The organism is Paenibacillus sp. Soil787, assembly GCF_001429545.1.
Taxonomy (GTDB): domain Bacteria; phylum Bacillota; class Bacilli; order Paenibacillales; family NBRC-103111; genus Paenibacillus_E.
On sequence record NZ_LMSP01000012.1, the window covers coordinates 558,071 to 571,048 of the forward strand.

Sequence of the window (12,978 nt, forward strand, 5' to 3'; positions counted from 1 at the left end):
CTTCATTTTGATAAAAACAGGTGAATGAAGTCATATTTGAGTCATAAATTGGTCATATGAGCCGATAAATGGTTATGACTTCATGTGACTTCAAGAAAAAAAGCGAAGGCTGAATGCCCCCGCTTAATAATGAATTAGTCCGTTGTGATAAACCAATCAGCTTTCTGTGAAGCCAGCAGCTTTCTCTGACCTTGAAACTCGTCATAAATACTGAGTGTATACTTCTGTAAGAATTTAGTGTTATAAATGAGGCCCGGATCTGGATTTGTAATTTTGAAGTTCTCCCGCTTACCAAGACGCATCTTCGTATCTTCATCTGCCGTTGAATCCCCGTTGATAACGTCGAAATCTTTGAAATCAAACTTTTTCTCAAATCGTTTAATCCCACCGCCATCTTCAAAAACAAGCAGCAAGTTATGGCCTTCGGTATTAATCTCTGTTAGCTTTTCTTTCGTTAATTCGTAGTTAAATTTTATAGTAAATACGTTATCCTCAATCGATGTGCCAATTTTATCAATCGTAATGGTGTAGGGGAATAATTCGACATTTTTAAGCGTTGTCGCTACATTCGTCTTCTCATCAGGCAGCCAGTAGGAAACAGGGTTCACATAGGAATCAGGGGTGGCTTTCTCACCTTCCGACAGCTTCCCTTCGGTCACTGCTTCTCCAAGAAGTAAGTTCAAATTCGCTGTCGTGTAACCTTTTGGCACAGAAGCCCATACATTTAATAACGCTTTTCCTGTTGGACTAATCTTGTTCTTTACTTCAGCAACCGTTGCTGGGAAAACCGTTCCATCTGATGATCGGAAATTAGCGACAAACTTGGATACATTCGTGAAACGCTTCTCCAAATTGGTTGCTTCGATCATAGCGGAATACATGATATTCGTTTTATCCTCATAGGTGGATACACTTCGAACAGCATACTTCGCTTTACGCCCAATATCGTTGGAAGTATAGGACTGACCCATACCAATGAAAGGAATGGCCTGAAGCTCCGCCTGTGTGGAGAACTCCAGCACATCCGTTGCTGCAGTACTGCTTGTACCAGTAGCCTCTCCTGTTGACGGTGTTTCTCCCTCATTCTCTTGAAGAACTAATTTAATTTGAGAAAATTCATACGTATACGGCACTTTCCCTGCAATTTGCAAATTGACGCTCGCTCCTGCTCCCAATCCGATTACTTTAGCCGTTTGAATGAGCTTGGCATCAATTTTCACAGCGCCATCCAGCAGGAAATACCCTGATAATTTTGGGATAGGAAGTGACTCCTCACCTTTATTGCTTAGTGTCAAATCGGCCGTCAATAGGTCTTGGTCTTCCCAAGGCAATCGGTGCAATCCATTAAGCTGAGTTGTATATACACCGGACTTACTAGTGAATGAATACTCCTTACCAACAGAGCCGCCTTCTTGCTGCGTAACGGCAGGCAGTCCAAAATTCGCAACGGAAACATTCAATTTCAAGTCAGGAATTGTTTCTGCTACCGCCAACTGCCACGAGTCCGGGGAAACGGCTACTGGAATGGATCCAGATAACTGAATTTCTTTGCTTTCCTTTGGATTGATCTTCAAATCTTTCAATCCCTTAGCTTCCAATGGATACAGCAGACCTTCTTTTGTGCGAATCGAGAAGAGGTAGGAAGGAATCGTAACCGTTTGATTGCCAGCATTCTCTAAAGTCAGATATACGGTAGGAACGTGATATTTTTCATTCTTATTGCTGACAAACTTGTTAATTGCAGCTTTCACGGTGGTTCCATTTACAGAAATTTCAGCAGCACCATCTGAAGGCGTTACATCTGTATAGGAATCCGGTACTGCGACTTCACCCAGGACACGCTCAAAGTTGGACTGGCTAAAATCCCATTTGATAAATTGGACAACGAGATCTTGCAAGTTCGTGCTGGTGTTAACGGTCGCGTAGAACGTTAAATCAGTCGTTGAACCGGGAGCAACCCGGTTCTTATCCTTATCCGCAGGCAGCAAGCGTGCTGAAAATTGATTGCCGGATTTGCTTTTTAGCCTTACCCAGTAATCAATGAATTGCAGCTCACTGCTCCCTTCGTTGTGAATGGTAATGGTAAATGTTGCGAGCTTGCCGCTTTGATCAGGCAATACATGGATCTGTTTTAATTCAAAGTAACTGCTGCCTGTAATGGAAACCTTACCTAAAGTCGTAGTAATAGCCGATGGACTGCTATCCGCCCAAACAGGTGTAACAGCTCCTAGTGCCAATGCAGCAGACAAAGCAATGGTTGCCAAGCGATAGCGTTTCTTGATGTACATGATAATGAGCGACCTCCTTCATAATATCATTCTATTAGAAATTCCAGCCTGCCTTAGCCAGCAGGCACAGCCTGTTTTGTCATCGGGTTCATAGGCGTATTCGGATTTTCCTTCATTTGTTTGAGCATCGCATCGCCCTGGGTTTGCCATTGCTTGAGCGCTTCGCGAGCTGTCGTTTTCCCTTGAAGGACATTCATAAACTGCGTATGACCAATTTCTTGTACCTGATAAATGTTAGGATTATTGCGATAAATTTTCGTGTTATTCTCCATTGGAGCTGGTGTCACATTGTAGAAAGCTTCCATATGGAAATCCAATCCATCTTTGGGCTTCAAATATTTGGAGCGTGCAACCAAGTTATAGGAGCTATGAGATTTCAATTTTGCCCAATCTTCGCCATTAATGAATTTTATGAATTTCCAAGCATCATCAGGGTTTTGTGCTTTGGCATTTATACCCATAATACCATTCATATAGATGGATCCGCCAACACCTTTTGCTTCCGGGTGGGAAGGGATTGTTACGACATCCCATTCGATGGGTGTATAGCCTTTAAAATTGGCTGCATTCTTGTTCGCATTCGTAAGCTGTTGAATTTGACCATAATTAATAATCGCCATGGCCAATCGGCCAGACATGAAATCATCATACGCAAAAGGATTATTTTGATCATACTGTCGGTTCGTTTGCTTCTGAGGATCCATCAACTCTGGGAACACCTTCTCTTTTTGCATCTGAGCCATTTTGGTCCAAACTTTTTCCCATTGGTCCGTATCCACCGTCATTTTCTCGCCGGCATCATCGAACATTTTCAATTGCAGGGGAGCTGTATACATTTGCATACCATAGAACAAATCTCCGCCTTGTGATTGCGTATTAAATGAGAAACCATTAATGCGGCTCTCCCCTTCCCCTTTAACAAGCCGTTTGGAAAGATCGAATGTCTCATCCCATGTCATCCCATCCTTTGGAAAATCGACACCCGCATCCGTGAACATTTTCTTATTATAAATGAGTGCCGAAGAGCTGAATGTGGGAGCAAGTGCGTAAAGCTTCCCGCCGCCTGCATTTTTCATGCCATCCATTACCGCTGGAACGATCCCTGCGGTGTCAAATTTATCTTTCGTTATTCGTGGATCGAGCTGTGTAAGCATGTTGCTTTCAATCATATCCGGCAGCTGTTCGTAACCAAGCATAACCACATCCGGCGGATTATCTCCCTGCATGACTTCCTTCAGCTTCTCCATGGGATCGGGCATTTTCTCTCCTGGTTGAATGTTGCCATAACGGAACTTATCATCCATCGTTGGTATCATTTCAATCTTGATATTTGGATTGGCGAATTCAAATATTTCCGTGAATTGTTGTCTGAAATATTCGTCATCACCGCCGTACATCATAGAAGTCGCGATTTTAAGCACGCGCTCCTGTTTATCATCGGTTTTTTCCCCTTTGGTACAAGCAACAGCTAGTGGAGCAACCATAGCCAGCGTTAGGGTTGTCGCAAACATTTTACGCGTAATCTTTTTCATTTTGATTTTCCTCCAACGGTTTGTGAATTTGATTCCATTCGTTCAATAACTTCACTGGTAGATAAATCTTTCGGTGCTTTAATCATAATTTTCTCGCCGTCAAACTCCATTGAAGCTTTACCGTCAATTTGCAGAGCGCTCAAGTAAGCCTTCGGAACCTGCAATCGTCCCGCGCGGTCTAGCACCACATACTCTTCATGGTCTTCACCCGTGAGCCCTGCCGAAGTTCCATCAAGCATCGAAATCGAAGGATTGCGAGCAATAAACTCCGAACTTGTCATGCCATCTCGAATGGCAACGACCCGCCCTACTTTGCCTGCCATGGACATATCGTGAGTAACAATGACAATGGTCACTCCCAACTCTTTATTCAACCGCTGGAAAATAGAAAGAATCATATCCGCCGTCTTCGTATCCACCGACCCCGTCGGTTCATCAGCTAGCAGCAAACGCGGGCGGTTAGCAAGCGAAATCGCAATTGCTACGCGCTGCTGTTCACCACCGGACAGTTCTTGCAGCTTGTTATTCAAGCGGTGGTCAAGGCCCACCCACTCAAGCAGCTGTTTCGCATAGACAGGGTCATAGTTCCCGCTGAGCATCATTGGCATTTCCACATTCTCGAGCGCGGTGAGGTACGAGACTAGATTTCGCGCATTATTTTGCCAGATGAAGCCGACGGTATGCCGTTTGTAGTCAACTAACTGCTTGTCGGTAATCTTCAACAAATCCCAATCGCCGACTTTCACTTGACCTGCAGAAGGGCGATCAAGCCCTCCTAATATGTTCAGCAATGTGGACTTGCCGCTTCCGCTATTCCCGATTATTGCCATAAGTTCACCGGCATCAATCTGTATATTTAGCCCTTGCAAAGCGACAACTTCAATCTCGTCTGTTTTATAAATTTTGACTAAGCCCTCGCAAGTAATCACCCTATTTCTCCTCTCCCAGCTTCACAGCCTGATGAACGCGCAGCCTTCTAATGTGTAAAAACAGCAGCAAAGCCCCTGTTATCATCATGAAAGCAACCACAAAATATAGCTGATAGGTGTCTTTGGAATCGAAAACAACTCGGAACGGCGGCACCTGCGTCTTCACATTCTGGGAAGTTTGGAGGAAAGGTAAGAAGAAATAACTCGTTAATTTACCAATTCCGATGCCTAACGCGATGGATAATCCAGCCGTAAAGATTTGCTCGAGGAGCAGCATGCCCGTCAATTGTTTGCGGGAAAGGCCCATGGCTCGAAGAACCCCAAACTGTACAACTCTGCTAGATAAATTGAAGAACCAATACAGCATATAGCCGATTAAGGAGACGATCACAGAAACGAGAAAGCCCAGGCTAAGAATACCAAAGACGCCGCCTCTTGCTGGAAGCTTCTTCTGAATAATGAGCTCGTTGCGAACATCCTTCACTGAAGCTAGTTCAATTCCCTTGGCCTGCAGAGCAGTAACAATTGGTGCAACTTTAGCTTCCGGTTTCATTTTGAGCCATACTTCGTAAGGTGTAATAGGTGCCTGATCGTATATGTAATCCAAATTTGCTATGAAAAATGGCGCCTGATCCGGATATTGACTCGGCCAATACGGCAGGATGCCAACAATCACGAATTCCACGGGCTGCTGACCGATCGTAATCGAAAGCAGATCACCCGCTTTAAGCGCATATTTGCTTGCATAATTCGAGGGTATGATAATAGCTTGCTCATAGCTTCCTAGCAAATTCAGATATTGATTCGGATGAGCTGGGAATAAATCGGGCCGGAACCAAGCTACTTTAGCAAAATCGGCATTATCGATCCCCATGATCATTCCCTGACCAGTTGATTTACCAGAAACAACAACGTTTCCTTTCATCTGCAAAACTCTGGCCGCAGACTGAACGCCCTCTAGATCACGGAACATTTGAAAGGGCGGTTCGACGTAACGAATCTTGGATGGTGTCTCCTCTCCAGGTTTCGGGCCGCCTTGGCCTTGGCCTCCCCCCGCACTGGAGCCACCGCTGCCACCGTTATTCCCTCCGGCACCAGATGTCCCGCCTCCCTGAGCTCCGCCGCCGCTTTTCCCTGCGTTCGGATCCTTCGGCAGATCGTCCGAGAAGCCTTCCCATACGGTTTGCAGCACAACATCTGTACCATATTGATACATGATCCGCTCCGTCGAGTTCAGATCAATCGTACGTGCAGCCGAAGAATTGTACACACCGAGGCCAAGCGTAAGAATGAGCAGCAGCATGAGCGGGTAGTAGGCTTTGGCGGAGCGGGAAAGCTGAACAAGCGTCAAGTATAGCGGCACGGGCAGGAATTTCCGCCCTAGCCAGCCGAACAATCGCAACAGCCATGGAAAGATGCGCAGAAAGAAAAGCCCAAGCGCGAAGATCGAAAGTGCTGGGACGAAAAACAGCAGCGGATGCACCTGTAATTGATCGGTCGTTAGCCCTGTTTGGACAGATAATACTTGGCGTTGATCAAATAAGTAAAAGCCGTAGCCAACAAGTCCTAACAGGACAATGTCGATGAACCAACGCTGCCATAATGGCGAGCGGTCTGACCTTGCGAGCTGCTGCTTATAGTTGACGATCGAAGATCTTGCAAAAAGGACAGCTGGAATCACACTGGCAAGAATTGCAATCAGAACAGCGAGTCCGCCATAGAGCATTGCCTCATTTGTAAAGCCAACAGGAATCGATTTACGATCTACGAACGTTAGAAATCCACTGGAAGAGCCGATACTTTTGGCCATGAACCAGCCCATAAAGGGTCCAATCAGCAGTGCAATCGCCCCAAGTAATAAACTTTCCAGAAAGTATATGCCCACAATTTGCTTCGTGCTGCCTCCACGGCTTCGCAGGATGGCAATCACACCACGCTGTCGATCAAGCGATTGTCTGGCATTCATCACAATGTAATAGAAAACCATCGCAATCATCGGAGCCGCTAATGTGAATAATAAAATCTGCATCTGCAAGCTTTGGGCTTTAAATTCAGTAAGAATTGGCTTAAACGAAACATCTACCTTTGTATCTTTGAGTTTTTGGAACAAGTTGATATCCAGACGCTCCAAACGGTTCTCAAGTGGCGTTAATTGACTGGTTTGGATATTCCGCAAATCGAATGCATAGTACCAATTGGCGAGTTGAAGCGGAATCTTCTTCTCCGTTAACAACGTCTTCATGAACACATCATCATGAATTATAAGTGCGTTTACTAGCCCTTCCAAGCCTTGAAACCAATAAGGACTCATTTCATTTTTGGGTTTGAAGGAACCAACGATCTTCACTTTTAACAACTGACTGCCGCCTGCACCCGAAACTGAATAACTGAATACGTCCCCTATATGCAGATCGTTTCGAAACAATGCTTCTTCTAAAACTACAGCTTCCAAAATGCCATTCTGCGCTTGCCCAGAAGCCATCTGCCCGAGTGACCATTCAACCTGATCGGTTAGTCCGCTTAACGTCGTTAATGTCATTTGTCGACGCTTACTAGGGTCTGCTTTTGTCCCATCTGCGGGAGTTAGCTGCGATCCTTTGATGGAATAGCTTCTTGCATAAGTCTGTAATGGAAAACCAACATCTTTCGGAATTTCATCTTGTATATACACATTGACGTCTTTGAGCTCATCTAACCCTGCGCGCTCTGTCCCAACAGCTTGATAACGCATAAGCAGTGAGCCTGCAGGAAGTCCCTCGCTTTTTTCTTCTAACGATTTGGCGACAACTCGCTTGAGCGACCCATCGGCATACATCGGAATGCTCGTGGTGAAAGCAACAGCCATGACAAGACCAAGCAAGGTGCTGAGCGTTAGCCAGCGGGTATTCCACATTTTCCGAAATAAAAACCGCAGCATCGGCATGGACATTAGCGACCCACTACTTTCTGTCCAGCTGTGAGACCTTTTACAATCTCCACATCTGTTGATGTCTGCTGGCCGATATCCACGTCCACTTCCTTCTTATTTCCTTGATTATCAATGACTTGGACATAATTCCGACCCGAATACGAGCGAAGTGCAGCCAGAGGGATCGTTGTGGCGTTTTCTTTTCGTTGTGTAATAATCGTGACACTCAGCGGGGTTCCTCGATTCAGCCCTTTCGGGAACTCATTAAGCTGCACGACCAAATAATTATCGATCGTATCCTGCTCACCTTGCCCACCTTGGCCAGGAAACCCGCCGTTATTATTGTTGTTTCCGGCTTGCGGGTTCGGCAGCTGCTTCACTTTCCCTTTGTGCTGACCGGCTGAATTAATATCCACTTGCACTTCCATCCCAATGGCTACTTTCTTCGTATCATCTGCAGTAATACTTGCTGCCACAGTTAATTCATTCAAATCTGCGAGAGTCGCAACGGATTCTCCGGTCTTCACCGTATCGCCTTTCTTAGCTGTTACAGTGACGATGGTTCCGCTGAAAGGAGCGAGCAGCTGCGCTTTACCAACTTGCGTTTCAAGCTTGGTCAGTTCTTCACGCTTCAACTCAAAATCGATCTTTGCCTGCTCAATTTGCTCAGGCGACATTTCATCCGCTTTCCGCAGTGTTTCGATCATCGTAAGCTCATCCTTACGTGTTTGAAGCTTCTTCCGCTTTAGGTCGCTCGCCATATCCGTTACATCAAGCTCCGCGATCGGCTGCCCCTTTTCGACGGAATCCCCATTCTTCACAAGAATAGTGCTGATCCGTTTGGCGGACATATCTTCGGAGAAAAACAGCTTCTCTTCCTGCAAAGCCATTAGGCGCCCACTCCCTCGCACTTTCGTTTCAAGGGTTTCCGTTTTTACCGTATATTCAGGCTTTTTGGAAAGCTTAGGCGGGTTAATCGTCGGAAGCGATTCTTCTTCCTGCTCCTTAGGCAAAAGTGAACACCCAGAAGCAAGTAGTAATGTCGAACATACAAGCAGTGCTGCTAAAGGCTTCATCGTCCAATTACGTGACGAATCTTCCGTCCACCATTTCGTAAACATGATCGGCAACCTCCAAAATTGTAGGGTCATGTGTTGTCATACATATCGTGACTTGCTCTGCTTTCATGATGCTGCGAAAAACGGACATAATCTGCGCACCCATCTGAGAATCTAGCTCAGCCGTAGGCTCATCCGCCAAAATAAGGGAAGGCCGATGCGCAATCGCCTTTGCAATCGCGACACGTTGCTGCTCGCCGCCGGAAAGCTCATATGGACGATGGTGCATCCGCTTGCCAAGCCCAACAAGCTCCAGGCAATGCTTCACTCGCTCTTTCCACTGAGAACGCGGAATACCCGCCATCCTCAGCGCTAGCTCAACATTTTCCCAAGCAGACAACAAGGGCATTAACGCATAGGATTGAAAAATAAAACCAATTTCCTTGCGACGAATCAACGTCCGTACATCGTCACTGCTGAGATGAAAGGCATGCTCACGAAACAAAATCTCCCCCTCATTCGGCTGATCGAGCCCCCCGATTAAATTAAGCAGCGTTGTTTTCCCTGACCCGGATCGGCCTTTGAGCATGACAAGCTGTAACGGTCTGAGCTCCATCTCAATCCCTTTCAGTACCTCTAACTTCTGGCCTCCAACTTGAAAGGAGCGGTACACACCACTAACCGTTAATAAAGGTGAATGGAGTTGGCTGAGACGAGAGGAACGTTCATCAGATTGCGGCTCTTCATCGATAGCTAAAGCGTCCATTGTGCTTCTTTTTCGAAACCAGCTTGCCATTTGGTATGTCTTCCTTTCATTTCCAAACTGTATGTATGATAAAATAGACGGAAGATCTTTCCAAAAGGTTTCATGAAACTGAAAATTTCCTGAAAGCTTTTTGGGGATATACCCGTTTGTATGAATCTATTAAAATATACTATCTTTTGGAAGATTCATCCATGCAACGAATTGCCTATTTTATCCATAACATTCACCCCAAGTCCCCGCAGTAACAAACAACAAAACAAATAGCCCTGCTTCTTCATCTCAGGGGATTTATGCACCGATCTGTCTTATGGTGCGGTCGGCCGACCGGAGCGGGTTTACCTGAGGAAAAATGCTTGATGGCTGGGTAGTGCTTACTAGGCCGTGGCGTAACGCCGAAAAATAGCGATGCCGTTAACAAATTGCTGGCTAATACCACAACTAATTTCGGAACGATCGGAACATGTTTATCGGTATTCTCAGCTGGATTTAGCTACTTCTTCACTTATGAGAGGACTTTTTTTGTCTTTTTTTGTCCTTTCAGGCTAATTTCCAGTCCAATACTCCTCTCACTGGATCTGAGACGTCCATTTGGGTCTTCTCAGCTGGATTTAGCTGTTTTCTTTCCCCCGAGAAGATTATTTCGGTCCTCTCAACCCTAATTCCAGTCCAATACTCCTCTTACTGGATCTGAGACGTCCATTTTGGTCTTCTCAACTGGATTTTGCTGTTTTCTCCTCTCTGAGAAAACTTTTTTGGTCCTCTCAATGATATATATCTAAAAAGACTAATCCGCCCTTTAATGGAGTGTTTGCCAGATGCGTCCTTTTCTTTTTGTAAGATATTACTTGTTCATCTTCCTATCCTCCAGTTCATTTTACAAAACTTATCCACAGATCGGCATCTTTTATAATTTCCTATAGAATAAGGAAAAGACCGCTCATCGCCACCTTCACAGCGATAAACGGTCTCTATTTATGTATTAAACATATTTCACAAACTCACCAATCGGTTTTCGATATCCGCGCGGCCGCTGGCTCGATGTATCTTCTTTCCCAATCGTAATTAACATAGCTGGAACATAGCGTTCTTCTAATTGAAGAGCCTCAATGAGCTTGTCTACTTCAAAACCGATCATTGGACAAGTGTCCTAGCCTTGATCTTTCGCAGTAATCATAAATAACATGGCCGATAGACTTGCATTCCGAATCGCCTCATCTCGCTTGAACGGCTCGCCGCGTTCTTCATAAAAATGTGTCACTTGCTGTACTTCTGCATCTAACTCTTGTTTACTAAAGAGTCCCAAATGGAAAAGCACTTCATTTATTCGTGCAGAATCCTTATACGCTTCCAAATCGCCAAGGATGGGGCAAATTTTATTCCATAGCTGTATTGCGCAGTACCATATGAATATGGTCTTCCCAAACACCATGAATTTGTAAATATTTGAGCGCTAAGCCTTCCTCATAAAAGTCCAGCTTCTCTACGACCTTCAAAGATGCTGCATTTCGAGGCATGATATTGGCTTCAATGCGGTGAAGGTTCATCTCGTCAAAAGCGTAACCAATGATCGCTTTAAGTCCCTCTGTCATGAGCCCTCGATTAAGGAGCTTCCCGTCCATTCGGTAGCCCAAATGGCAAGATTGAAATGCACCTCTAACGATGTTATTAAGCGCAATTGACCCCACAATTCGTTCTTCAAAGAGCAGCCATACCTTAAGCATCTGGCCTTCCCCGATCTTAATTGCTTCTTGCTCCAACTGCTCAGCCTGATATTCCTTCGTGAAATACGTTTCATTACGTTCTAATTCCCACGGTTCCAGGAAAGCTCGATTACGAATCACATAATCCAGAACCAGGTCTACGGAAGATTGATTTAATAAAACTAAAGACATTCGTTCGGTCTTAACCAAGAGTTTCATTAAATTCACCCCTTCTAATAATAGAATTGACCTATACAATAATACCCACTTCTATTTACATCGTGCAACTCACTTATAAAATGTGTATCTGCATCACTTATTTGCAGGAATTTACTTGCATTTGGGGAACTTAAAAGAAGCACCGATTTCAATAGCTTACAAAGAAGGAGAAATTAAACATGATTGAAACGATCAAAACCTATTTGAAAGAGCAAAGGGACCAACACATAGAGGAATTAATGCAGTTTTTGCGGATTCCAAGTATAAGTGCAGTCGCCGAACATCAACCAGATATCATTCGCTGTGCAGAATGGACGGCTCAGTCTTTGAAACAAGCCGGTCTTGAGAACATTGAAATTATGGCTACTGGGGGACATCCCGTAATCTATGCAGATTGGTTGCATGCTCCCGGTAAACCAACTGTACTTGTCTACGGACATTATGATGTTCAACCGGCCGAGCCGTTAGAGCTTTGGAACACACCTCCATTTGAGCCCGTGATACAAGATGGGAAGCTATTTGGCCGCGGCAGCACCGATGATAAAGGTCAACTATTACTTTACGCCAAAGTGATTGAGGCTTTTTTACGAACGCACGGCAGTCTCCCTGTTAATGTGAAGCTTTGTATTGAGGGTGAGGAAGAGATTGCGAGTAAGAACCTGCCTGCCTTCGTGGAAAAGTATAAAGATAAATTACAAGCTGATACCATAGTACTTTCCGATACTCAAATGCAAGGACCGGGAAAACCTGCACTTATGTATGGTCTTCGCGGGCTCGCCGGGTTTGAAATTACGGTGGATGGCGCAAATAGCGACCTGCATTCGGGCCTATTCGGCGGCGCGGTCCAAAACCCGATTCACGCTTTATCGAAGCTGCTGAGTTCCTTCCATGATGCAAACGGTCGCGTAGCGGTGGAAGGTTTCTACGATCGCGTCATTGAGCTCTCTGACAAAGAGCGCGAGGCTTTTAAACAAGTAGAACCCGACGAGAATAAGGTTCGATCGGACTTACATGTTGAAACATTATATGGGGAAAATGGGTTCTCGTTCTACGAACAAACGACTTCCAGACCGACCTTGGAAATCACATCCGTAAGCGGCGGCTTTCAGGGTGAAGGCATCAAACCAATCATTCCTAATCGTGCCAGTGCGAAAATAGCTTGCCGTCTCGTTGCCGCACAAGTGCCCGAGGAAATCATGGATTCGGTTGAAAATCATATCCGTGCCTTGTCTTTGCCTGGTGTAAAAGTGACCCTAGACCGCCAGCTGCGCGGAAATCCTTTTATCACCCCAATTGACGAGCCTGTCATGGTAGCAGCTGCAGAAGCTTATGAAGATACGTATGGCGCTTGGCCTGTATATACACGAAGCGGAGGTTCAATCCCGATTGTTGAAGTGTTAGGGCGCGTATTAGATGCACCCGTAGTGCTGCTTGGTTTTGGGTTACCAGGTGAAAACCTGCACGCACCGAATGAGCATTTCCATTTGGTCAATTGGGACAAAGGTACCGAGACCATCAGTCGTTTCTGGCTGAAACTTGCCGCAATGAAGGAATAACCACTGAAAGGAATGAGCCTTA

At 45.3% G+C, this 12,978-nt stretch carries 8 protein-coding genes and 1 pseudogene; 1 reads left to right on the plus strand and 8 read right to left on the minus strand.

Annotation, left to right across the window (positions count from 1 at the left end; translation table 11 throughout):
- Positions 1-134: 134 nt before the first annotated feature.
- The 8 genes and pseudogenes from ASG93_RS15180 to ASG93_RS15210 form a co-directional block, all read right to left on the minus strand.
- Positions 135-2,288, minus strand: coding sequence for a hypothetical protein (locus ASG93_RS15180; RefSeq protein WP_056833271.1), 2,154 nt, complete (start codon positions 2,286-2,288; stop codon positions 135-137).
- 53 nt (positions 2,289-2,341) lie between these two features.
- Positions 2,342-3,820, minus strand: coding sequence for an ABC transporter substrate-binding protein (locus tag ASG93_RS15185; RefSeq protein ID WP_056833273.1), 1,479 nt, complete (start codon positions 3,818-3,820; stop codon positions 2,342-2,344).
- Positions 3,817-4,749, minus strand: a complete 933-nt coding sequence (locus ASG93_RS15190; protein WP_082614906.1) for an ABC transporter ATP-binding protein — start codon at positions 4,747-4,749, stop codon at positions 3,817-3,819. The genes ASG93_RS15185 and ASG93_RS15190 overlap by 4 nt, the downstream gene beginning before the upstream one ends.
- A gap of 1 nt (position 4,750) precedes the next feature.
- The gene (locus ASG93_RS15195; protein WP_414858866.1) at positions 4,751-7,678 is read right to left on the minus strand and encodes an FtsX-like permease family protein; all 2,928 of its coding nucleotides are present in this window, start codon (positions 7,676-7,678) and stop codon (positions 4,751-4,753) included.
- On the minus strand, positions 7,678-8,778 hold the full coding sequence (locus ASG93_RS15200; protein WP_082614907.1) for an efflux RND transporter periplasmic adaptor subunit: 1,101 nt from the start codon (positions 8,776-8,778) through the stop codon (positions 7,678-7,680). The genes ASG93_RS15195 and ASG93_RS15200 overlap by 1 nt, the downstream gene beginning before the upstream one ends.
- Positions 8,741-9,511, minus strand: coding sequence for an ABC transporter ATP-binding protein (locus tag ASG93_RS15205; RefSeq protein WP_082614908.1), 771 nt, complete (start codon positions 9,509-9,511; stop codon positions 8,741-8,743). Before ASG93_RS15205 ends, ASG93_RS15200 begins: the two co-directional genes overlap by 38 nt.
- 949 nt (positions 9,512-10,460) lie before the next feature.
- A pseudogene (locus ASG93_RS36355) lies at positions 10,461-10,844 on the minus strand (nitroreductase family protein); the annotation flags it as partial.
- Positions 10,845-10,854: 10 nt separating this feature from the next.
- Positions 10,855-11,400 carry a GNAT family N-acetyltransferase gene (locus ASG93_RS15210; RefSeq protein ID WP_056833275.1) on the minus strand — a complete coding sequence of 182 codons (546 nt, stop codon included), beginning with the start codon at positions 11,398-11,400 and terminating at the stop codon, positions 10,855-10,857.
- A gap of 179 nt (positions 11,401-11,579) precedes the next feature.
- Here ASG93_RS15210 and ASG93_RS15215 point away from each other — a divergent pair, with 179 nt between their 5' ends.
- A complete protein-coding gene (locus ASG93_RS15215; RefSeq protein WP_056833277.1) occupies positions 11,580-12,956 on the plus strand; it encodes a dipeptidase in 1,377 nt (458 codons plus the stop codon).
- Positions 12,957-12,978: the final 22 nt, after the last annotated feature.

Coding starts and splice junctions, on each gene's coding strand:
- ASG93_RS15180 (WP_056833271.1), bottom strand. CDS start 2,288: ATGTACATCAAGAAACGCTATCGCTTGGCAACCATTGCTTTGTCTGCT.
- ASG93_RS15185 (WP_056833273.1), bottom strand. CDS start 3,820: ATGAAAAAGATTACGCGTAAAATGTTTGCGACAACCCTAACGCTGGCT.
- ASG93_RS15195 (WP_414858866.1), bottom strand. CDS start 7,678: ATGTCCATGCCGATGCTGCGGTTTTTATTTCGGAAAATGTGGAATACC.
- ASG93_RS15200 (WP_082614907.1), bottom strand. CDS start 8,778: ATGTTTACGAAATGGTGGACGGAAGATTCGTCACGTAATTGGACGATG.
- ASG93_RS15205 (WP_082614908.1), bottom strand. CDS start 9,511: ATGGCAAGCTGGTTTCGAAAAAGAAGCACAATGGACGCTTTAGCTATC.
- ASG93_RS15210 (WP_056833275.1), bottom strand. CDS start 11,400: ATGAAACTCTTGGTTAAGACCGAACGAATGTCTTTAGTTTTATTAAAT.
- ASG93_RS15215 (WP_056833277.1), top strand. CDS start 11,580: ATGATTGAAACGATCAAAACCTATTTGAAAGAGCAAAGGGACCAACAC.